Genomic DNA, 21,594 nt, shown 5'->3' on the forward strand with positions numbered 1-21,594 from the left:
TCTGTACTACATTAATCTCAATGTATTAAATTCAATAAAAATATGTATCAATTATGTTTATTCAATAAGAGAGCGCCGCAGTGAAGCAGGTCCCATTTAATCCCGAAGAATTGAATTTATTCTTCAAGCAGTTATGGAAAAAGTCGTTAAATCCATTCTGGATCTGTAAGCCAATTGCTGGCGATTTTGAAATGGTTCTCGCCAATCCTGCAGCACTTACACTCGACCCTTTACAAAAACCAGGTACAAAATTTTCAGAACTGATTGCCACTGGAAAATATCCTGATGGCATTCTTGATGGTTACCATAAATGCTTGGCCGACAAGTTACCATTGGAATTTGAGCAAACGCCTGTGGTAAATGGCAAAGAGTACCTATTTCGTACATTCTTGGTACCAATTGTGAACGATAATGATGAAGTAACCCACATTTGGGGAACGTCACATAATCTCACCGATTTTATCGACCCGCAGCGTGAATTACTGATGATTAACCAGTATCTGGATGCCAAAGTGCAGGAGCGCACCGAACAATTGAATCAAGCCATGAAGCGGCTTGAGAAATTGACGATTACCGACGAGCTCACCCAGCTCGCAAACCGGCGTTATTTTGATGATGCGCTGCAGAAAGAAATATCTCGGGCGAAACGTAATAACCAACCTTTGGCGTTAATCTATTTTGATATTGATTACTTCAAAACATTTAATGACACCTATGGGCATACCGCTGGCGATAAATGCTTGAAACGTGTCGCTCAAGTGTTATCTCACCACGCCCAGCGTGCAGCCGATGTTGTGGCGCGTTATGGCGGAGAAGAATTCGTGATGTTGTTGCCGAACTTAAACTGTCAGCAAGCTTTACAAGTTGCTGAGCGAGTGCGCACCGAAGTTGCTGGTCTTAGAATTCCAAACCAAGAAACCGAGGCAAAAATTGTCACGATTAGTGCAGGTGTAGCGGTTATTAAAGAATCGAGTTTCAATGCAGATACGCTATTAAAGCTTGCAGATAATGCGTTGTATCAAAGTAAGTCAAACGGTCGTAATTGCAGTTTAATTGCCAGCTAACAGTGACTTGCTAGCCGGCAATCAACTTGCACACTTATTAGAAGCTGTATTCTAAACCAACAGATACTGTTTGTGGCTTGTTCGGGCGCGCACCGTGCGGTGTGCGTGAAACAATGCGTTGTTGGTCAAACAGATTATCAACTTTCAAGAACACTGTTGCCTGCTGACTCAGTGGGTAACGGCTAATTAAATCAACCACAAATACTGATTCAGTGTAACTAAATGGTGATTCATTTTGATTACATCCAACACGTACGCAGGTTTCGTCCATGTACTTGGCAACCACATAGTTATTCCAACCAGAATCATGCTCTAAACCAAGACGCATACTCATGGTGTGCTCTGGAATGTCTGCTAAGCGGTCGCCTTTCGCCACGCCTGTAATTGGGTTATCAACGGATATTTCGGCATCACTAAAGGTGTAATTGAAGTGCACTGGTAGGTTGAATTCACCTGCACGCAATTCATGGCCCAATTGAAACTCAAGACCCTGCACCACCGCTTCGCCGGTTACATAGGTACCTGAAGTTGCGCCGTTGCTACATGGGCTAGCTAACGAACAAACTTCTGCTTGGTTATTAAAGTCGCTACGGAACGCAAGTGCTTCAACAAACCAACCATTGGTGTATCGTACGCCAGCTTCATAGTTCGTGCTGGTTTCTGGCTCGTCGGTTTCAGAAGCGCCACCACCAATTGGCGAGAAGCCGCGGTGAACACCGGCCAATACCTGCCATGCGTCATCAAGATCATAGGTAAACGACACGCCCGGCAACCATTCTTTGGTAGTATTTGAGCGATAGCTACCAGGTACTGAACGGTCAGGCACGCTGAACTGTTCGCGGAACGTTTCGACGTTCTCGTAGCGTAACGCGAGGTTAACGAGTAAGTCAGCAGAGGCTTGCCATGCGTCAGTGATCCAGAACGTACGCGCATCACCACCTTCTAAACGATTGTCACCGCCGGTTGGGGCAATCACGCTATCAAACACTAAGCTGCCGTTGATTTGATCATACACTTCAATTGGCTGATAACGGTCTAACGTATCGTTATGGTCACGTACACCAACGTTAAGGGTGTGATTAGCCAGCATGGTCGTCATATTCAATTCAACACCATATGATTCGTAAGCACGGTTACCGTGGGTGTAACGTAAATCTTGCGCATCCATGGTGCCATCTAGAATGGCTTGCGCCTCGGCGTCGCCAGCATTGGCAGCATTAATGAACGAGTTTGTGCTGGTTTTGAACCAATCACGTTTGTATTCATTGCGATAGGCAATGGCACTCAAACGCGAGTTATCGGTAACGTCCAATGTGTAAGTTAACGAGTAGCCGTTATGCTGGTTGGTCATTTGATCAATTTCAGACAAACCATAACGACGGTTCGGATTCTCAGCGAAATCAGCATCGGTTAATCCCGCATAGGTTTCGTTTGATACTTGCTCTGAATACTGCACTTTGGCCAACAAGCTCTGACGCTCGCCCGTCCAGCTAAACTTCAATAAGTAATCTTCAATATCGAAACCAGCATCGCGAGAACTGCGATCAATATCTTTAAAGCCGGCGCTGCTGCGCTGTACGGTGTCAATTAAGAAACCAAAGTCGCCAGAGCGGCCGCCATAATAAGCGTGTATATCTTGCGTATTAAATTCGCCCATTTTTGCCACAATCTTGCCGCTATTTTCTAGTGGAATTGGCGTGGTGATCATGTTGATGACGCCGCCAGTTGTTTGTGGACCGTAACGTAATAATGGCGCGCCTTTGAGAACCTCAATGGTGTGCATACGATACGCTTCAGGGAAATAGTACGCAGCAGGGTCAATGTAGGGTGCTGGTGCGATCATCACACCGTCTTCCATCAAGGTGACTTTACTACTACGACCGCCAGCTGCGGCACGAATACCAATATTTGGACGCAGACCTTGACCATCTTCTTCGCGAATATAAACACCCGGAACAGTTTTTAAGAGTTGGTTGATATCTGTGTTTGCTTCAATGGTGAGCTGTTCATTGTCAATCACTGCGCTAGATCCGGCAAGTTGACGTGCATCTTCTTTGCTACCGATGATTTGCAGAACTTCGTAGATGTTTTCTTGGTTCTCAGTTGCTGTGCTTTCTACTTCGGCGGCATGGGCGCCAGTTACTGACAATCCTAGAATCGAGATAAGTGCGAGTGATACGCGAGATGGTTGCATTGATATTCCCCCGATAAATACAAATGTAAGAGGGTGCGAATTATAAATAATAATAATTCGCATTTGCAACCATGAATTTTGTAAGTGATTAAATAAGCGCTAAAACTGCGTCTCGCTCTGCTTTGGTAAACGGCACCACACTTAATCGGCTACCCTTTTTCACGAGTGGATTTTCAGTCAACTCAGGCAGTGATTTCAGTTTATCCAGCGAAATCACTTGCGGAAATTTACGCACGAACTGTAAATCAACGGCATCCCAGCGTGGCTTTTCTTTCGTGCTTTTACTATCAAAATAAGGTGATTCGGTATCGAACTGTGCCGGATCTGGGTACGCTGTTCGTGAAACACGCACAATACCAACAACGCCAATTTTTGCGCAGCTTGAGTGATAGATAAACACTTCGTCACCTATTTGCATGTTCCGCATAAAGTTTCGTGCTTGGTAATTGCGCACACCATCCCAACGAATCACATCACTCGGCTTGTTGGCAAAATCGTCGATACTGCATTCGTCTGGCTCGGTCTTCATCAACCAATACTGCATATTTATCTGCCTTTATAAGAAATTACATAATTGTTTGTTAGCATACTAAAATGTCTCACAAAGAAGTAGTTACAGGAGCTGTTGTGGCTGTACTTTCTGTCTTAGATTTAGCACCGATTACCGAAGGTAGTAACGCCCGCGAGTCGTTACTCAATTCTGCCGATTTGGCTCGTCATGTTGAAGCTTGGGGATATCATCGCTATTGGATGGCCGAGCACCATAACATGACCGGTATTGCCAGCGCTGCTACGGCTGTGGCCTTGGCGTATATCGGTTCGCAAACGAAAACGATTCGAATTGGAGCGGGCGGTATCATGTTGCCAAACCATGCGCCATTGATTGCTGCGGAGCAATTTGGAACCTTGGCGGCACTGTTTCCAAATCGTGTTGATTTAGGCCTAGGGCGAGCGCCTGGTACCGATGGTGCAACGTTGCGTGCTTTGCGTCGCACCTATGACAGCGCGGACTCTTTTCCGGCTGATGTGCAGGAGTTACTGGGGTATTTGGCCGACCCAAAACCCGATCAAAAAATTAAAGCCGTCCCAGGTTCTGGCTCCAACGTGCCTGTTTGGTTATTGGGGTCCAGCTTATTTGGAGCCCAGCTTGCGGCGCAACTCGGTTTACCTTATGCATTTGCTTCGCACTTTGCACCGGATTATCTCCATCTGGCAATCGAAGCCTATACCAATAACTTTAAACCGTCACAGTACCTTGATAAACCCTACATTGCTGCGGCATTAAACGTGTTCGCTGCCGATACAGAGCAAGCGGCAAAACGCCTTAAAAGTTCGATGCAACTGCAATTTATGGCGTTGCGTCAAGGGAATCCTGGCCCGTTACCGGCGCCACTCGATAATATCGAAGACAAAGTAGACCCAATGGCATTGGCGGCAGCAAATCATGCCTTGAAATATTCTGCAACCGGATCAGCAGAACAAGTGCATCACTATATGCGTGATTTCAAAAAAGCGACTGGCGTTAATGAACTAATTCTTACCTGTCATGCGTATGATCATAAAGCGCGGTTGCAAAGTTTTGAGATTGCTAAAGATTGTCGCTTCGATGAGCCCAATAAAGGATAAGTAATGAGCCAGCCCCACCCACAACTTGTTCGTAGTGCGTCGCTCGGCGGCGCTATTTTGCTTGGACTGGGCTCAATTATCGGTACCGGAGCCTTTGTTAGTGTTGGCTTTGGCGTTGAGCTAGCGGGCTCTTGGATCATTTGGGCTCTGTTGATTGCCGCTGCTGTAGCTACTTTTAATGGTCTGTCGAGTGCTCAGCTGGCGGCTATTCATCCGGTTAGCGGCGGCACGTATGAATACGGTTATCAGTTTTTGAACCGGCAACTGGGGTTTACTGCAGGTTGGCTATTTGTACTCGCCAAAAGCGCAAGTGCCGCCACGGCAGCTTTAGCTGTTGGCGTGGCGTTACAAACATGGCTTGCAGGACCAACTTGGCTAGTACAAGTATTTGCGGGGTTGACGCTGTTGCTATTTACCTTGCTCGTACTTGGTGGCTTACGACGTTCCAACCGCGCTAACGCAATACTTGTTGCACTTGCGGTGGGCGCGCTAATTGTGTTTGTTGCGGTGAGCTCACAAACGCCGATGCCCTTAGCTGACATAAGCCATGAACCGAGTTGGCAGAATTTATTGGCAGCAGCAGGCTTGCTGTTTGTGGCTTATACCGGCTACGGGCGCATCGCGACGATGGGCGAAGAAGTGCAAAACCCGCGTCACGTCATACCGCGCGCGATTCTTGCGACGGTGGTTGTGGTGACGCTGTTGTATGCAGCCATTGGCTGGGGAATTTTGCACTATGTGCCATTAACCACGAGCAGTGATTTTGTTTTATCGAATTTGATGCCCGAAGGAGTTTGGCGACAGCTCGTCGCAATTGGTGCCGTGGTGGCTATGTGCGGGGTCATTTTGAACCTGATTTTAGGTGTATCAAGAGTGGTTCTAGCCATGGCTCGGCGCAGCGATTTGCCGCCGAAATGGGCGCAGTTAAATGAGCAAAGAACGTCAGCACCAGCAGCAATCTGGGTTACCTTTGCGGTGATGTTGCTTATTGTCTTGGTTGGCGACTTGAAAATTGCGTGGTCGTTCAGCGCATTTACGGTATTGGTTTACTACAGTATTACGAACTTAGCAGCGCTACGGGTAAAAGCGGAAGATAGATTCGTACCGCGTTGGATTTCTCTTTTGGGATTAATAAGTTGCCTTTCATTAGCGGCGTTTATTGAGTTGCAAATTATGTTTGTTGGGCTCATATTGATCGGGGTTGGTCTTCTCTGGCACGCCTATCGCGCAAGTCAACGCATGGATTAGCATCACAACGTTAAGGAATAAAGTGAGTGGAGCATTATTCAGGCGGAATTATTATTGGGTTGGCATCGGTGCTCCTCATCGCATTGCTGTTGGCATTGATGTTTTGGTTACGCGCGCGGAAGCAAACAAAACATCTACAAGCGTTTATTGACGCTGAATACGATACCCTGAGTTCGTTGGCGCAAGAGCACCCCTTAAGCAAAAAACTATCTGATATTTGTGAGCTCGTGGAATTACAAATTCCCGACTGTTTTGCATCGGTGATGATGGTCAATGCAAAAGGTCTGGCACTCGATGCTGTTGCCGTCAAGTCGCTACCACCTGAATTTACAAAGGCGTTGCAAGATTTACCCATTGCCGATGGCGTGGGAGCTTGTGGTACCGCGGCCGCAATTAAGCAGCCGGTGATTGTGGAAGATATGCTCAATGATTCTCGATTTGAGGCATTTCTAGCCCTTGTTGAACAATTCAATCTTCGCGCAGCTTGGTCATATCCAGTCTTTTCTCCAACCGATCGACGTTTACTTGGTACTTTTGCGCTGTACTCAACGCAAGCGTGTACCCCCAAACTTAACGAAGAGCGATTGATTGAGCGTAGTCGCGATCTCATTTCATTAGTTATTGCACAACACCAAGACCGTATTGAACGTTTGCGCAGTGAACAGCAAACCGCATCGCTATTCGAGCATAATCCGGAGGCGGTGTTTACCCTTGATTTGAACGGTCACTTCACCAGTGTCAACAAGGCCTGTGAAAAGCTAGTCGAGTTAAGTGCTCAGGAGCTTATTGGTCAGCCATACGATATCGGTATAGTTGAAGAAGACAAAGCGTTAACACGAGAGCATTTTGAAGCCGCCAAACGCGGTGAGCCGCAGTATTATCAGTTAAGAATATTTAATAGCAAAGGCGCGTTGAAGAAACTCGAGATTACCAATATGCCGATGATTGTTGACGGTAAAATTGCAGGCGTGCATGGCATTGGTAAAGACATTACTCAACAGAGTGAGTATGAGGAGCGCCTGCAGATTCTGAACCGCAGTGTCGAAGCAAGTACCAATGGTGTGGTGATAAGCGATGCTCGCCGACCAGGCTTTCCGATTATCTATATTAACCCAGCGTTTACCGCTATTAGTGGCTATGAAGCTGATGAGGTCATTGGCCGCAATTGTCGATTTCTGCAAGGACTCGATACAGACCCGAATACTGTCAGAGAAATATCTAGTGCGTTGCGCGAGCAACGCGAAATTCGTTGTACTATTCGCAACTACCGTAAAAACGGGAAGCCATTTTGGAATGAGTTGATTATTTCACCTGTGCGCGATGTGAATGGCGAAGTGAGCCACTTTGTTGGCTTACAAAATGATATCTCTGAGCGAGTTGAGCGCGAAGCGGAGTTGGCTTACAACGCAGAACACGATGTGCTGACAGGATTACCGAATCGAACTGCTTTGGAGCGATTTCTTCAACGTTCGGTAAGTAATAATGAGGCCCGTGTTTATGTGCTATTTATCGATTTAGATGGCTTCAAGCCGGTGAACGATAGCCTTGGGCATGAGTGTGGTGATCATATCTTAGTGCAGACAGCTCAACGCCTAAGTAGCGTTATGCCTAAGCAAGATTTACTCGCTCGATTTGGTGGTGATGAGTTTGTCGCGGTTATTCAAAGTGTCACTCGTGATGAAGATGTGATCCCATTGGCGCGTCAAATTCTGAGCCAATTTGATGCGCCGTTTGTATACGACGATGCGGAAGTCAGTTTATCTGCCGCCATTGGTATCGCCAGCAGCGAAATTGCCGTAAAAAACCCAAATGAGCTGATTCAACAAGCCGACGTGGCTATGTATGAAGCAAAACGTCGTGGCAGTGGTACCTACCAGTGGTTCTCGCCAGATTTAGATCTCGATACCCAGCAACAAATTACGCTTCGCGCACAGTTGCAAGATGCCATTCAAAAGAATCAGTTTGAAGTATTTTATCAACCCATTATGTCGCGCACTGGCAGTATTGTTGGTGCCGAAGCGTTAGTGCGTTGGAATCATCCTGAGCGTGGATATATCTCTCCAGCGGATTTCATTCCATTAGCTGAGCGCACGGGACAAATAGTGGCGATTGGTACTTGGGTATTAGAACAAGCATGCGAAGATTTAGAGGTATTGCGAGAGGCCGGTGTTGGCCAGGTGAGTGTGAATTTCTCACCGATGCAATTTTATCGCGATGACTTTATTGAATCGGTCGCTCATTTATTGAAAAAATTTCAAATCAAGCCAAACCAATTGGTCGCCGAGATCACTGAGAATGTATTGTTACGCGACTCAAGCGGCGCGTTAAAAATGATGGAAGAATTGCGTGAACTTGGGCTAGAAATTGCGTTGGATGATTTTGGTACGGGCTTCGCAAGTTTGAGTTATTTGAATGTGATTCCAGCACAGAAGCTCAAAATTGACCGTTGTTTTGTGCAAGATATAGACAGCAACCCGCGTAACGCCGCTATTACTCGCGGGGTGCTCACTATGGCCGCTGAGTTGGGCATTGAAGTGGTTGGTGAAGGTGTGGAAACCGAGGCAGAGCGTGATTATCTCACGCGATATGCCTGCGATTTCATGCAAGGCTACTTGTTCTGTAAGCCATTGCCATTAGCCGAACTGTTAGCGTGGTTAAACGACGAATAGGTTACGGTACATACGCTCAGCATAGTCGTCAGTCATGCCTGCAACATAATCACACAGGACACGATCAGCGGCTTGCTGGCCTTGATCCTGTTGCGCTTTTTGCCAACGTTCGCGCGTGTTGCGCGGCAACAATCGCAAAGGCTCAGTGTGTAGCGCCGTAAACAAATCGAGCAGCATATTTTGGCTACGATAGCGCAGTTGCTGAATCGACGGTTCGTTGATGACATGCTCAAACACAACATCTTTTAAACTCTTGAGTAAGTAAGCTTCAGGTTGTGGCAGCGTCGCGTTATAACGAATCAATGGCTCTTGAGCATCGGTTAACACTTCTTCTAAGCGAACCGTCGTAACAAAAATATTCACCAAAGCACCAATGGCATTCTTACGTTGATGATGTTCACGCGCAAACAGCTGTTCGCCCAACTCTTGCATGAGCGTCGCTAAGTCACCCGGCAACTGATCAATCACGGTATCGACGTGTGCATGCCATTGACTCTCGCTTAAAGTGCCAGTCACTACAGCGTCTTCAAGATCGTGCACTCCGTAGGCAATATCATCGGCAAGTTCCATTAGCGAGGCGTCGAGAGCCTTATGTTTGGATTTTTGCCACGGTGCGGCAGGAAGTTTATCCACAGCTTGAAACAGTTCTCTGTCGCGCTTAGATAACGGCTCCAATACCCAATCGAGTAAATCAGCATCACAGGCAAATAGTGCCTTTGCTGGTTTCCACTGCGCTAGGCTACCTGGATGAGAAAGATTTTCAGGGGCGCTAAGTGGTGGCATCAATACCGGATATTTTAGTAGCCCAAGCAACGAGCGGCGAGTCAAATCCATCCCATGTTCAGGGTGATAAGCCTCGAGTTTACCGACAATTCGGAAGGTTTGTCCGTTGCCTTCAAAACCGCCGGAACCGAGCATTTTAAAATGCAGCGCTGTTTCGCCCCCGTGACCAAATGGCGGATGGCCAATATCGTGAGCCAAACACAGCGTTTCCATTAAATTCAAATCAGGCAAGTGCTGCGTTTCATCGGCACTGCAAACCTGCTGCAATTGATTAATTAAGGAGGCGCCAATTTGAGCCGCTTCAAGACTATGCGTGAGACGCGTTCGATAAAAATCGTTCTCTCCCACGTTCATAATTTGGGTTTTTGATTGTAACCGTCGAAATGCTGCTGAGTGTAACACTCGCGCGCGGTCGCGCTGCCATGGTGTACGTAAATCGCCCGGGCGATTTGATGGGCCGCCAGAGCGACGTTGCTGCCAATGCGAGGTCATGCGATGCGTTCCTTACCAATTGCTACCTGTGATTTTCTAAAAATTACCACATCACGGGGGTAAATAGTCAGTTCAAGGGCAAACTTTGTTGCCAAATACTGAAAAGTGCTCTCATGGAAGAAAGCAATATGAGTGGGATCATTTCGATAACCCCAACCGGCGAATCTATCGACACTGGTCCAGCGTTGGGTCATGATGCCGAGATAGCCACCAGGTTGTAAGCAATCTAATAGCTGTTGAAACACGTGAAGCGGTGCTGCGACATGTTCAATAACTTCAGTACAGGTTACGAAATCGTAGGTTCTTTTCAGTCGTTCAGGCTTGTGCTCATAATAAATATCATAAGTGGTACAAGGTCGGCCTACTTCATCAAACATCAAGCTTAATGTGGGGCCGGGACCGCTGCCGAAATCGAGCCCACAAGTGCCAATTGGCAAACGGTCGCACATGGGGTCAAACAAACGTTTCAGAAACTGCCGATAGTGCACGTCGTTTGGGTTATTGCGGTGTAAATCGTAAATGCGTTTTTCGTTCTCTGAATCGAGTTGAAAGGTTGCAGGCACATGAATTAATGCGCATGTCGGGCATAAATAATACTCGCGTTGTGCAAGCGGGCCGCGTTGCTGGGTATATAGCAACGCGGTTGCAGAATCGGCGCACAAAGGGCATTCGGGCATGTCAATTAGTCGCGGAAGTTCTCGAACTGCAATGGTAATTCGATATCTGAGCTACGCAACATGGCAATTGTTTGCTGTAAGTCATCACGTTTTTTACCGGTTACGCGAACTTTATCGCCCTGAATGGACGATTGAACTTTCAGCTTACTCTCTTTGATTTTTTTGGTGATTTCTTTGGCGAGCGGCTGGTCGATACCTTGTTTGAACGTTAATGCCAAACTGTAGGTTTTGCCGCTGTGCGTTGGCTCGTCAGGGATTTCAATTCCAGCAAGACTAATATTTCGTTTCGCACAGTGATTATTAAAAATATCCTGCAACTGACGCACCTGGAAGTCAGATTCTGAGGTGAGGGTAACGGTTAAGTCATTCAGCTCAATGGTTGCTTCAACACCGCGAAAATCAAATCGAGTGGTTAGTTCGCGGGTGGCATTGTCGACAGCGTTCTTTAATTCAACTTTGTCGATTTCTGAAACAATATCAAAACTTGGCATGGGTGAATCACCTTATCATTTATGTCTTATCAGAAGTTCTGACACTGATTATCGCAATAACCTTGCGCTTATACAAAAAAACATTTAGACATCTAAACGTCCATATTGATATTTACCAAGAAAGCCGCTACATTAGGCGCATCTAAACGACACCGTTTATTCCAAAAGGTTATTGTTATGACAAGCGTTCCGTCGCTTCTTAGTGAAACCCATCAATGCCCAGTACCCGGTGGTGTGTTGTATCTCAATGAACTGGGTTCAGGGCCGCTGGTATTGGTGCTCGGTGGTATTTCTAGCGATAGGCAAGCAATCACTGGTGCTGATGATGGCTGGTGGCAAGGTTTAGCAGAAGCGATTGATCCGAATCAATTCACTATTGTCACGGTGGATTATGCGGGTGGCAACGGTGAGTCTGAAGTCGTGTCGGTACCGCAAACCATCGCTGAGCAGGCGGCTTATATCAGTACTGCACTACAAGAGCTAGGCTGGGTCGAGTTTCATGCGGTTGTCGGTGGTTCGTATGGTGGCCTCGTCGCATTGGAGCTTGCGCAAGATAAACTACTTAATTTCGAACGTGTCGCCGTTATCGGTGCCGCACATCGACCTACCGCACAAGCTGTGATGTTACGAGCGCTACAACGCGAATTTGTGCGCCTAGGTGATGCCGCCGGTCAACCTGAACGCGGTACTCAGTTAGCACGCGCGCTGGCGATGTTGAGTTACCGTAGTGCCGATGGCATGGACCAGTACTACCCTGATCCCCAAGATGCCGTGAATTATATTGAAAGTCGCGGATTGCGAACGGTGCAACGATCGCTCCCGCGGGCGCGGCAATTATTTGAAGTGTTTGGGCCCGCACTCGACAGCTACCGGATTGAGCCTTATCACATTGAGCAGCCAACGTTAGTTATCGGCTTTGATAGCGATCAGCTGGTGCCACCAAGCTTGCTCCATGCCTTTCACGAACAATTACCGGATGGCCGCGGCTGTCATATTTTCTCGTCGACCTATGGCCATGATGGCTTTATCAAGAACACCGCGGATTACGCTCCGGTGTTGAAACAGTTTTTGGAGTTGCCATGCAGTTAGGCATTCTGGTTGTTGGGTTAGGAACGATAGGCCAAACATGGTTACAAGATTACGCCGAGCGATTACCCGCCAATGTGTTTGTGCATGCTGCGGCAAACTCAAAGCACGTTTGGCGCTGGCCATTACCAGAGGGCTGGCAGAACCAACGCGAGCCACAAGTGGTTCAGGGAGCTATCGTTGCTGAAATCAAAAATCTCGTTCAGCAAGGCGTCGCTACGGTTGTTCTTGACCTTACTGCTTCTAAACAGGTCAGCCGTGATTACTTGGCCTGGATTGATGCTGGCGCGCATATTATTAGCGCAAACAAATATGCTGGTTCAAGCAATCCTGATTATTATCAAACGCTACGTGAACGACTTCAAAACCGTCAACGCCACTGGTTGTATAACACCACCGTTGGTGCGGGCCTGCCTATTCAAAAAGCGATTCGGGAACGACTAGATTGCTTTGATGCAATCACTGCCATGGAGGGAAATTTTTCCGGTTCGTTATCATGGATTTTTCAGCAATATCGACCCGGAGATAAGTTATCAGACTGGCTTCGTAAAGCGGCTGAGCTTGGTTACACAGAACCCGATCCGCGGATTGATTTCAGTGGTATGGATGTCGCTCGTAAGTTATTGATTTTGGCGCGCGATGCAGGCTGGGCATTCCAGTTGTCGGAGGTCGAATTACATAATTTAGTGCCGCCAGCCCTGCAGCAAGTATCGCTAGAAACGTTTTGGCAGGAGCTTGAGCAGTTTGATGAAGCGTTTGACTGCTGGCGCTTAAAATACCATCCCGACGCCAAGCAGTTTTGCTACATCGGCAAAGTTGAGGAAGCACCTTCTGGCAACATAAGAGCATTTGCGCAATTACAGCCTATCGACGTGGATTCACCGTATGCACATCTGCCCCCAGGCAATGCGAATTTCATTATTCGAAGTCGCCAATATCAGCACAATCCGCTAATCATTCAAGGCCCAGGAGCTGGACCCGAAGTAACTGCGGCGGGTGTTCAAAGCGATATTTTGGAACTACTCAAACGTCTTTAAAAAAATAACTTGCACGATGGCGTCATTTAATTATTATGGACGTCTAAACGTATAAACATCTATTTTATTTGAGGCCGATATGACTGCGAACTACCAACCCGCCACGCTTGCTATTCATCATGGCTATGAAACCGACCCGACGACCAAATCGGTAGCGGTGCCGATTTATCAAACCGCTGCGTATGCATTTGACAGCGCACAACATGGCGCTGACTTATTTGATTTGGCGGTACCAGGCAATATTTATTCACGCATTATGAATCCAACCAATGATGTGCTCGAACAGCGTGTAGCAGCCCTCGAAGGGGGTATTGCCGGGCTGGCTGTAGCATCTGGAATGGCCGCAATTCATTACACCATACTGACTCTCGCTAAACATGGCGACAACATTGTCACGACGCCGCAAATTTATGGTGGTACGTACACATTATTTGCACACCAACTACCGGCATTGGGCATTGAAGTGCGATTCGCAGAAAGCGATAGTCCAGAGGCGTTAGAGCAGTTGGTTGATGCCAACACCAAAGCGCTTTATTGCGAGAGTATTGGCAACCCAGCAGGGAATATCGCTGATATTCCGGGTTTCGCGGCAGTGGCCGATAAGCATGGTGTGCCACTGGTGGTGGATAATACTGTTGCCACACCTATTCTTTGCCAGCCGATTGCCCTTGGCGCGCATATTGTCGTTCATTCATTAACCAAGTATATCGGCGGTCATGGCACCACCATAGGCGGCATCATCATTGATGGTGGCAATTTTGATTGGGTAAAACATAGTGAGAAATTCGCACAATTCTCACAACCTGAACCGGCTTATCATGGCGTGGTGTATAACGAGGCATTTGAAGCGGCAGCGTTTATCGCAAGAGCGCGCACGGTGGCTTTGCGTAATACCGGCGCTGCGTTATCGCCGTTCAATGCCTTCTTGATTTTACAGGGGCTTGAAACACTTGAGTTACGTATTGAACGGCACTGCGAAAATGCCAAGAAAGTGGTTGATTATCTGCAGCAACACCCGCGGGTGGCTTGGGTAAATTACGCCGGATCACCGCAGCATCCAAACTATGGTTTAGCGCAGAAAATTATTAAGGGTGGGTTACCTGCATCATTGTTAACCTTCGGTGTAACAGGTGGTTATGAAGCCGGTGTGCGTTTTTACGACAAACTCAAATTGTTCAAGCGGCTCGTCAATATTGGCGATGCAAAATCGTTGGCGTGTCATCCTGCATCAACAACACATCGACAGCTTACCGTCGACGAACAAGAAAAAGTGGGTGTGAAACCCGAAGCCATTCGGTTATGCGTGGGAATTGAGCACGTTAACGACATTATCGCGGATCTTGAACAGGCGTTGGGCTAATTCACCGAACGTAAAGACTGTTGGCGTTGCGTAAAGAAGTGATATTATCGGGACCATTATGTCAAATGTCAGATAAACATGTTGAGGATCCCCGATGTATCGCAAGCTGTGTTTTGGACTATTCGCTGTCGCTCTTCTGCAAGGGTGCGCTACCTACGTAGAGCATAAGCTTTCGAGTCGTGTCGAGCCACTCGGGATTCCAGCAAATATGCCCGAAGTGATTGCTGATCTGGGCGGCGAGCAGCGCCAGTTTTGCATGCCTTATCTTGATGGTTGCACGCAATACTTATATGCGCCACCAATTATCGACGTTAATAAACGCAACTTCGAATTTACTGCGGTGGGTGAAAACACAACACAAGAATACAAGCTCAGTTTAAACCGTCAGCAAATTCCAGAAGCGCGACGCGGTACCATGGTGATGCTGCACGGTTACGGTGGTTCGAAAGAAACGATGTTTTTCTTAGCTGAATATTATCGTTTTTTGGGTTTTCATGTGGTTATTCCCGACTTGAAGGGGCATGGTGGCTCGTCACATGAACAACCGGGATTTGCGGTTGATGATGTGGCAATGATCACCACGCTGATTAACTCATTACCAGCTCGCGAACGGCCGCATCCGCTATTTATTACTGGTTTTTCAATGGGAGCATTAGCTGCGGTACACGTGGCTCGCCAACGCAACGATATTAGCGGGCTCGTGTTGCTGGCGCCGATGCGTCAATTTGAAGATGCAGTGTACGAAGTGAGTAAAATTACTCATGAGCAAACCAGCAAAATTGTTTCGGAGAAATCCATTCGTGAAGGGGTTCAAAAGACGCTCATGAAGCGCGATATTGACCCCGCAACGCTTGATCTACATCAGGTGCTGCCGCCGGTGAAAGTACCAACGCTGATCTTAGCGAGTAATGTCGATAACGTTGCACCGTTTGAGTATTTCAAAACGCTCGAATCACGCTATGTGAATGTAAAGGAAATTCCTGAACGTCATCATTTTTTAATGGCAATTATCGATCCGAAAATGCACGAGCATTTGTATCCTTGGCTGCAACGTCGCCGCTAGCTTATTGGCCAGTCGGCGGCGTCGATATGATCAAGCCGAGCATCGAACGTATTTCCTTGCCAGCGATGGATGAACTCGCCTTGCGGATCATACATCGAAGTTTGTTTGGCTAAATCAAACCAACGATGGCCACGCGGATCTGCGCCGACACCTGCGAGGTATTGCCAATTGCCCCAGTTCGCGGCGACATCGTAATCAATCAGTTGCTGCTCAAAATAGGCCGCGCCATATCGCCAATCAAGTCCAAGCTCGTGAACAAAGCAGCTAGCAACTAACTGACGACCGCGATTCGACATGTAGCCCGTTTCATTCAACTGTTTCATACATGCATTGACGATGGGGTAAGGCGTATTGCCTTGACACCACTTTTGGAAGCGCGCCGGATAAAAACTTGTGGTTGGGCGGCGTTGCTGAATGCCTTCGAACGCAAAAAGTTTTTTATTGTGGTAGTGGGCATACCAATGAAAGTATTCACGCCACAATAGTTCGATAAAAATCCAGTAGGTGCTGTCATTGGCTCCTTGTTCAGTTTCATGCGTGGTTAACTGAAAAAGTATTTGGCGTGGTGAAACTGCGCCAACAGCCAGCCAAGCTGAGAATTTGGTGGAATCGTTCCAATTATCCAGGGCATTTCTCGTTTGCTTGTAGGTTTGGGCAAAACTGCCAGCAAAATAGTTATGAATATGCTTTAAGCCAGCACGGCTACCGCCGACAAACTCGGTTTGTGATGCTTGATTCACCCAAGTTGTTCGGCCAAGTGTTGCTGGGGGCGGCGGTAATTGCGTCGGTGGTGCCAATGGCGTTTGTATTGTGGCGCGTAAATTAGAGCCTTCAATATGTTTACGAAACTTTGAAAAACTTTCTGGTAGTTCAGTAACCATCTCAGCCAGTTGCGCACGTTCAAATAAGGTCGTTGCGTCAGCCTGCACGTAGTCTAAAAAAGGGTAGCGTTCGCGCACAATGTCATAATACTGGCGCTCGTAAGTTCCGCTATGATGGCTACGATAAATTACATCGATACCGTATTGACTAATGAGCTTGGCAACTGCGGCAAGTGGCGCTTCATAACTAACGAATAGATGTTGACCTAAGTTTGCTAATTGCTGATCGAGATCAGCCAGTGTCTGTTGTAGAAACTGCCAGCGTTTCTCACCAATACTGCGCAATCCGTAGCGATTCGGTTTAAACCATTTCGGATTGACGCAATACAGGCAAATGAGCTGCTGGCATTCTTGCTGAGCTAAATGAAGCAAAGGGTGGTCAGCAACCCGCAGGTCGCTTTCAAACCAAATGAGTCCCACCCGATGTTTCATTTTGATTAAACCAACTCTTTTAATGAAGCTTTGCTAAACGCTTTCACCTCATCTTCTTTACCGTCGCGCATTTTTTGCAACCACTGCGGATCTTGCAGCAGAGCGCGACCGACAGCGATCAGTTCAAACTCATGGTTAGCCATGCGCTTCACGAGTTCATCAATGCCCGATTTTTCTACTGCGGGTTTATCGGAAGCAAAGGTACCGCTGATAAAATCTTCAGTTAAACCAACGCTGCCAACTGAAATAGTGGGTTTGCCGGTTAACTTTTGTGTCCACCCAGCGAGGTTTAACTCAGAGCCCTCAAATTCAGGCTCCCAGAAGCGCCGCGTTGACGCGTGAAAAATATCAACACCGGCGTCCACTAACAAATCAAGTAGTTGTTTCAGCTGCTCAGGGGTTTCAGCGAGTTTGGCATCGTACTCTTGCTGCTTCCATTGTGAAAAACGAAACACAATCGCAAAATCTTCGCCAACGGCTTCACGCACGGCTTTAACAATTTCACAAGCGAAGCGAGCTCGGTTTTCTAATGAACCGCCATACTCGTCATCACGAATATTTGTTCCTTCCCACAAAAATTGATCGATCAAGTAGCCGTGCGCGCCATGAATTTCTACGCCATCAAACCCAGCTTCTTTTGCTTGTTTAGCCGAATCCGCGAATGCCGCAATCACCTCGTTGATATCGTCTTTAGTCATTGCTACGCCGCTTGGCTTACCTGGTGCAAACAAACCTGATGGGCTATAGGCTGGCGCCGCATCATCAGTTTCTGGTTTGCGCACCGCACCAACGTGCCACAACTGCGGAATAATCTGACCACCAGCTGCGTGTACCGCTTCCACAACGCGTTTCCAGCCGGTCATCGCTTCGCCGTAGATTTTAGGTACATTCGGGAAGCCACTGGCACCGGGATGGTTTATCTCGACACCTTCCGTGATTATGAGGCCGACTTCACCTTCCGCACGGCGTTGGTAATACTTCACGACGGCATCATTTGGCACATTACCGGGCGAGAAGCTGCGAGTCATTGGTGCCATCGCAACGCGATTACGAAGGGTTAACGACTTACACGAAAATGGTTGTAATAAAGGGGATAAATCCGTCGACATGATAACTCCTTGAATCAGTCAGGTACGGGGAAATACGCACATGCCGACGAAATCGATCGCATTAATTATGTAAAACTATGATGCAGAATTCGTCAGCATTTCATCGGGAAGTGGCTCTTCAATGCAAGCGCACAAGGTCGCGACTAATTTGCGTTCAGTTTCTGAGATATGTTGGTCAGAAGTCACTGTTTCAACCCATTTTTGCACTAAAGGTTGTTTTGCCTTTGGTGACCAGCTCTTACACGTGTTCAACGCTAGCTCGAGTTGCTTTAAGTTTAACGACTGTTGCTGCTCTGCACGTTTGAGCGCAACCACAGTTGCAGCAAAGGCTTCAGCGTTATCTATTTTTTCTTTGAAGCGTTTTGATTCAGTCAGCTGACGAGCAAGCAATTGATACAAACACCAGTGAAATAAATCATCGCTTTGCTCGAGTTGTTCGAGATCCTTTAGTAATGCTAAGCGATCGCTATCACCGGCAACTCGCAGTGCTGGAATAGCCAGTTCAACCAACGCTAATTGTTGCGCTGCACTCAATTCACTCAGCTGCGGATGATTCTCACCCAGTAATTGGCCAACCATCATATCGCGAATAAATTGTGGCGCTTGCTTTGGTGACCGCACTCGTTCTAACAGAAGCGCTGGCAACGCGAGCATCGCTAAGCGGTTCAATGCCGAGGGTTGCGGCTGACTGGCCTGCTGTTCTGCAGTTGACTGAACCATTGCTTTGCTGGGCTTTGGATAACGGCCATTCCAACTCGGCTGAATACGCTTGATGCGTTGATCAAGCGGTGGGTGGGTTGCCATGAGCGTGAACCAGGAGCTTAATGCTTGGCCGAAAAACAAGTGTGCAGTCTCATCAGCATTCGTATGAGCTATTTTACTGCCGTACTCGCGCGCGCCGATTTGTTGAAGTGCTCCGGAAAGAGCTTCTGGATTACGAGTAAATTGAACCGCCGCAGCATCAGCAAGGTATTCGCGCTGACGACTAACTGCGGCTTTGATGATGTTGCCAAAAAACACGCCAATGTAGCCAATAATAAACAAAGCTAAACCAACTAACGGTAGAGCGTTGCCATTGCCGCGTCGGCGTGACGAGCTAAATCGCGCAGACTGCAGAAAAATACGCCCGACGTGTGCAATCAATAAAATGCCTGCAAGGGCTGCAATCAAGCGGATATTTAAGCGCATGTCGCCATTTAAAATATGGCTAAATTCGTGTGCTACAACGGCTTGCAATTGTTCGCGAGAAAACGTTTCGACGGCCCCCCGAGTTAAACCAATCACCGCATCTTTGCTTTCATAGCCAGCAGCAAAGGCATTGATATTGGCCTCGTTAGGCAACAAATATACCGCTGGAACTGGCATATTGGCTGCAATGGCCATTTCTTCTACAACGTTGAGAATTCGACGTTCGAGCGGATCGGTGGAGTTCGGTTCAATGCGCACACCACCTAAGCTTTCTGCCACCACATGGCCGCCGGGCTTCAAGCTTAGCCACTTCACCAACATAGCGATTAAAATGCCGCCGCCGACAATGACGACAACCCAAGCAATGGGTTGCCAACTAAATTGGTATTCGCCGTTTTGCTGTACCGCAATACCACCAAAAATAGCCGCAGTAACAACCGCTACTAAACCGATAATTAGGGTGAAAGCGACTAAAAATAGCACCACAAGCAGGCCGGTATTACGCTTGGCCTGCTGTTGGTGTTCGAAGAAATTAACCATGCTGCGAACCTAAATTAAAAGTTAACTTTTGGCGCCGCTTGTATTTCTGCGCTATCGGCAAATTCGAGCAGATTGGCATCTTTGCTATGACCAAAAAAGCTGGCGAATAGGACCGGTGGAAATGATTGACGATAGGTGTTGTAAGTCATCACCGCATCGTTAAAGGCTTGGCGCGAGAATGCAACACGATTTTCTGTGCTGGTCAACTCTTCGCTCACTTGCATCATATTTTGGTTGGCTTTTAAATCGGGGTACGCTTCCATGACAACATTTAATCGACCCAAAGCACTTCCTAACGCCGACTCGGCTCCGCCTAACTGCTGCATTGCCCCAGCGTTGGTTGGATCTTTTGCTGCTTGCGGTAATGCCGCCGCGGCTTGGTTACGTGCCGAAATAACCGCTTCAAGCGTTTCCCGCTCGTGTGTTAAGTAGGCTTTCGCCGTTTCGACTAAATTGGGAATTAAGTCATAGCGACGTTTGAGTTGGACTTCAATTTGCGCAAACGCATTTTCAAATTGATTTTTGAGTCGCACCAGTTTGTTGTATATGCCAATTAAGTACACCAACACCACTACTGCAACAATGATAATAATCCATCCTGTAGTCATCCCAGCTCTCCGCTCTAGTTATTTTACTATGCAACATGCTATGCTTTGCCGTTATTAGCAAGCCGATCAATGTAAGTATTCATGACAACATCAATCGCCACCGGCAATTTATTTATTTTGGCTGCACCAAGTGGTGCAGGTAAATCCAGTTTAATCCGTGCTTTGCTTGCGCGCCACACTGAAGAAAGTATGCAGGTGTCGGTGTCATGTACAACGCGGGCTCCACGGCCCGGCGAAATTGACGGTGTGCACTATCATTTTCTTACTGAAAGTCAGTTCAAAGAAAAAATCGATAACAATGATTTTTATGAGTGGGCGCACGTATTCGGTAATTACTACGGTACTTCGCGTAGTTACATTGAGCATACCTTAGCGCAAGGTATCGACGTATTTTTGGATATCGATTGGCAAGGTGCACGTCAAGTTCGTGAAGCTCACCCGCAAGCGCAATCTATTTTTATTGTGCCGCCAAGCCTTGAGGTACTTGAGCAGCGACTTCGCAGTCGTGGCCAAGACAGTGACGAAGTGATTCGTTCGCGCATGGAAAAAGCACAAGCAGAAATGTCGCATTATCATGAGTTTGATTACTTGTTGGTCAATGATAAATTTGAGCAAACCTTGGCGCAGCTTGAGCATATTGTGTTTGCCCAGCGCCTTAAGGTAGCATTACAACAAGTGCGGCATGCCGCTAAACTCAAAGATCTCTTGGCGAATGACGGGTAAATCCGTATAATTCCTGACCCGTTTTGCACATAGTTGGAGTAAACATGGCTCGCGTAACCGTAGAAGATGCTGTTGACCGTATCGGCAACCGATTTGATTTAGTGCTCGTAGCAGCACGTCGTGCCCGTCAATTGGCAACCCAAGGCAAAGATGCCCTGGTTCCTTGGAAAAACAATGAAAAAGCAACCGTTGTCGCTTTACGCGAAATTGAAGGCGGCCACATTGATGCGAAGCGTTTAGACGCAGAAGAACGCACTGAAATGGCGCAAAAAGACGCCGAAGAAATGGCTGCCGTAGACGCAATTCGTGGGCTTGAGTAAATC

Annotated in this window: 19 protein-coding genes; 10 read left to right on the forward strand and 9 right to left on the reverse strand. The window is 47.4% G+C overall.

Going from position 1 to position 21,594, the window contains the following annotated elements; genetic code table 11:
• Window positions 1-80 precede the first annotated feature (80 nt).
• Window positions 81-1,064: a diguanylate cyclase gene (locus tag LG272_RS03330; RefSeq protein ID WP_404409682.1), complete on the forward strand. Its 984-nt coding sequence runs from the start codon at window positions 81-83 to the stop codon at window positions 1,062-1,064.
• 37 nt (window positions 1,065-1,101) lie between these two features.
• On the opposite strand, the gene LG272_RS03335 is transcribed toward LG272_RS03330, so the two are convergent.
• Together LG272_RS03335 and LG272_RS03340 are read right to left on the reverse strand one after the other, a co-directional pair.
• Window positions 1,102-3,258 (reverse strand): TonB-dependent receptor family protein, encoded by a 2,157-nt coding sequence (locus LG272_RS03335; RefSeq protein ID WP_404409683.1) that lies wholly within the window; start codon window positions 3,256-3,258, stop codon window positions 1,102-1,104.
• An 88-nt stretch (window positions 3,259-3,346) separates the two neighbouring features.
• The gene (locus LG272_RS03340; protein ID WP_126760095.1) at window positions 3,347-3,802 is read right to left on the reverse strand and encodes an EVE domain-containing protein; all 456 of its coding nucleotides are present in this window, start codon (window positions 3,800-3,802) and stop codon (window positions 3,347-3,349) included.
• Window positions 3,803-3,885: 83 nt separating this feature from the next.
• On the opposite strand from LG272_RS03340, the gene LG272_RS03345 reads away from it, so the two are divergent.
• From LG272_RS03345 to LG272_RS03355, 3 genes are read left to right on the forward strand one after another with little or no spacing between them, the layout of a single operon-like run.
• Window positions 3,886-4,884: an LLM class flavin-dependent oxidoreductase gene (locus tag LG272_RS03345; protein WP_404409684.1), complete on the forward strand. Its 999-nt coding sequence runs from the start codon at window positions 3,886-3,888 to the stop codon at window positions 4,882-4,884.
• 3 nt (window positions 4,885-4,887) lie between these two features.
• Window positions 4,888-6,132, forward strand: coding sequence for an APC family permease (locus LG272_RS03350; protein WP_404409685.1), 1,245 nt, complete (start codon window positions 4,888-4,890; stop codon window positions 6,130-6,132).
• Window positions 6,133-6,158: 26 nt separating this feature from the next.
• Entirely contained in the window at window positions 6,159-8,801 is a 2,643-nt protein-coding gene (locus LG272_RS03355) for an EAL domain-containing protein (RefSeq protein WP_404409686.1), read from the forward strand.
• Here the strand turns inward: LG272_RS03355 and LG272_RS03360 are convergent.
• Genes LG272_RS03360 through LG272_RS03370 form a run of 3 tightly spaced genes read right to left on the reverse strand, consistent with a single transcriptional unit; the run spans window position 8,787 to window position 11,244 of the window.
• Window positions 8,787-10,076 (reverse strand): anti-phage deoxyguanosine triphosphatase, encoded by a 1,290-nt coding sequence (locus LG272_RS03360; RefSeq protein ID WP_404409687.1) that lies wholly within the window; start codon window positions 10,074-10,076, stop codon window positions 8,787-8,789. The genes LG272_RS03355 and LG272_RS03360 overlap by 15 nt on opposite strands.
• A complete protein-coding gene (locus LG272_RS03365; RefSeq protein WP_404409688.1) occupies window positions 10,073-10,753 on the reverse strand; it encodes a class I SAM-dependent methyltransferase in 681 nt (226 codons plus the stop codon). Before LG272_RS03365 ends, LG272_RS03360 begins: the two co-directional genes overlap by 4 nt.
• Before the next feature lie 5 nt (window positions 10,754-10,758).
• Window positions 10,759-11,244 (reverse strand): YajQ family cyclic di-GMP-binding protein, encoded by a 486-nt coding sequence (locus tag LG272_RS03370; protein WP_126760100.1) that lies wholly within the window; start codon window positions 11,242-11,244, stop codon window positions 10,759-10,761.
• A gap of 177 nt (window positions 11,245-11,421) precedes the next feature.
• Here LG272_RS03370 and LG272_RS03375 point away from each other — a divergent pair, with 177 nt between their 5' ends.
• The 4 genes from LG272_RS03375 to LG272_RS03390 all read left to right on the forward strand — a co-directional run bounded on the left by LG272_RS03375 (window position 11,422) and on the right by LG272_RS03390 (window position 15,790).
• Window positions 11,422-12,333: an alpha/beta fold hydrolase gene (locus LG272_RS03375; RefSeq protein WP_404409689.1), complete on the forward strand. Its 912-nt coding sequence runs from the start codon at window positions 11,422-11,424 to the stop codon at window positions 12,331-12,333.
• Window positions 12,324-13,367 (forward strand): hypothetical protein, encoded by a 1,044-nt coding sequence (locus LG272_RS03380; protein WP_404409690.1) that lies wholly within the window; start codon window positions 12,324-12,326, stop codon window positions 13,365-13,367. Before LG272_RS03375 ends, LG272_RS03380 begins: the two co-directional genes overlap by 10 nt.
• Window positions 13,368-13,446: 79 nt before the next feature.
• Window positions 13,447-14,727 carry an O-acetylhomoserine aminocarboxypropyltransferase/cysteine synthase family protein gene (locus LG272_RS03385; protein ID WP_126760103.1) on the forward strand — a complete coding sequence of 427 codons (1,281 nt, stop codon included), beginning with the start codon at window positions 13,447-13,449 and terminating at the stop codon, window positions 14,725-14,727.
• Between the two features lie 94 nt (window positions 14,728-14,821).
• A complete protein-coding gene (locus LG272_RS03390; RefSeq protein ID WP_404409691.1) occupies window positions 14,822-15,790 on the forward strand; it encodes an alpha/beta hydrolase in 969 nt (322 codons plus the stop codon).
• Here the strand turns inward: LG272_RS03390 and LG272_RS03395 are convergent.
• The 4 genes from LG272_RS03395 to LG272_RS03410 form a co-directional block, all read right to left on the reverse strand.
• Window positions 15,787-17,103, reverse strand: coding sequence for a DASH family cryptochrome (locus LG272_RS03395; RefSeq protein WP_404409692.1), 1,317 nt, complete (start codon window positions 17,101-17,103; stop codon window positions 15,787-15,789). The genes LG272_RS03390 and LG272_RS03395 overlap by 4 nt on opposite strands.
• Before the next feature lie 5 nt (window positions 17,104-17,108).
• Complete coding sequence (locus tag LG272_RS03400; RefSeq protein WP_126760106.1) at window positions 17,109-18,212, reverse strand: NADH:flavin oxidoreductase; 1,104 nt, start codon at window positions 18,210-18,212, stop codon at window positions 17,109-17,111.
• 75 nt (window positions 18,213-18,287) lie between these two features.
• The gene (locus LG272_RS03405) at window positions 18,288-19,940 is read right to left on the reverse strand and encodes a M48 family metallopeptidase (RefSeq protein WP_404409693.1); all 1,653 of its coding nucleotides are present in this window, start codon (window positions 19,938-19,940) and stop codon (window positions 18,288-18,290) included.
• A gap of 14 nt (window positions 19,941-19,954) precedes the next feature.
• Complete coding sequence (locus LG272_RS03410) at window positions 19,955-20,548, reverse strand: LemA family protein (RefSeq protein WP_126760108.1); 594 nt, start codon at window positions 20,546-20,548, stop codon at window positions 19,955-19,957.
• Window positions 20,549-20,629: 81 nt separating this feature from the next.
• Here LG272_RS03410 and gmk point away from each other — a divergent pair, with 81 nt between their 5' ends.
• Window positions 20,630-21,271, forward strand: coding sequence for a guanylate kinase (gene gmk, locus LG272_RS03415; RefSeq protein WP_126760109.1), 642 nt, complete (start codon window positions 20,630-20,632; stop codon window positions 21,269-21,271).
• Between the two features lie 44 nt (window positions 21,272-21,315).
• On the forward strand, window positions 21,316-21,591 hold the full coding sequence (gene rpoZ / locus LG272_RS03420) for a DNA-directed RNA polymerase subunit omega (RefSeq protein WP_404409694.1): 276 nt from the start codon (window positions 21,316-21,318) through the stop codon (window positions 21,589-21,591).
• Window positions 21,592-21,594: the final 3 nt, after the last annotated feature.

The sequence above is a fragment of the Pseudidiomarina marina genome (genome assembly GCF_044807045.1).
In the GTDB taxonomy this organism is placed as follows: Bacteria; Pseudomonadota; Gammaproteobacteria; order Enterobacterales; family Alteromonadaceae; genus Pseudidiomarina; species Pseudidiomarina marina.

Excerpts from the sequence above, each read along its gene's own strand:
- LG272_RS03370 (WP_126760100.1), bottom strand. The coding sequence starts at position 11,244 with ATGCCAAGTTTTGATATTGTTTCAGAAATCGACAAAGTTGAATTAAAG.
- gmk (WP_126760109.1), top strand. The coding sequence starts at position 20,630 with ATGACAACATCAATCGCCACCGGCAATTTATTTATTTTGGCTGCACCA.
- LG272_RS03365 (WP_404409688.1), bottom strand. The coding sequence starts at position 10,753 with ATGCCCGAATGCCCTTTGTGCGCCGATTCTGCAACCGCGTTGCTATAT.
- LG272_RS03395 (WP_404409692.1), bottom strand. The coding sequence starts at position 17,103 with ATGAAACATCGGGTGGGACTCATTTGGTTTGAAAGCGACCTGCGGGTT.
- LG272_RS03390 (WP_404409691.1), top strand. The coding sequence starts at position 14,822 with ATGTATCGCAAGCTGTGTTTTGGACTATTCGCTGTCGCTCTTCTGCAA.
- LG272_RS03385 (WP_126760103.1), top strand. The coding sequence starts at position 13,447 with ATGACTGCGAACTACCAACCCGCCACGCTTGCTATTCATCATGGCTAT.
- rpoZ (WP_404409694.1), top strand. The coding sequence starts at position 21,316 with ATGGCTCGCGTAACCGTAGAAGATGCTGTTGACCGTATCGGCAACCGA.
- LG272_RS03405 (WP_404409693.1), bottom strand. The coding sequence starts at position 19,940 with ATGGTTAATTTCTTCGAACACCAACAGCAGGCCAAGCGTAATACCGGC.
- LG272_RS03335 (WP_404409683.1), bottom strand. The coding sequence starts at position 3,258 with ATGCAACCATCTCGCGTATCACTCGCACTTATCTCGATTCTAGGATTG.
- LG272_RS03340 (WP_126760095.1), bottom strand. The coding sequence starts at position 3,802 with ATGCAGTATTGGTTGATGAAGACCGAGCCAGACGAATGCAGTATCGAC.
- LG272_RS03350 (WP_404409685.1), top strand. The coding sequence starts at position 4,888 with ATGAGCCAGCCCCACCCACAACTTGTTCGTAGTGCGTCGCTCGGCGGC.
- LG272_RS03375 (WP_404409689.1), top strand. The coding sequence starts at position 11,422 with ATGACAAGCGTTCCGTCGCTTCTTAGTGAAACCCATCAATGCCCAGTA.
- LG272_RS03380 (WP_404409690.1), top strand. The coding sequence starts at position 12,324 with ATGCAGTTAGGCATTCTGGTTGTTGGGTTAGGAACGATAGGCCAAACA.
- LG272_RS03410 (WP_126760108.1), bottom strand. The coding sequence starts at position 20,548 with ATGACTACAGGATGGATTATTATCATTGTTGCAGTAGTGGTGTTGGTG.
- LG272_RS03400 (WP_126760106.1), bottom strand. The coding sequence starts at position 18,212 with ATGTCGACGGATTTATCCCCTTTATTACAACCATTTTCGTGTAAGTCG.
- LG272_RS03360 (WP_404409687.1), bottom strand. The coding sequence starts at position 10,076 with ATGACCTCGCATTGGCAGCAACGTCGCTCTGGCGGCCCATCAAATCGC.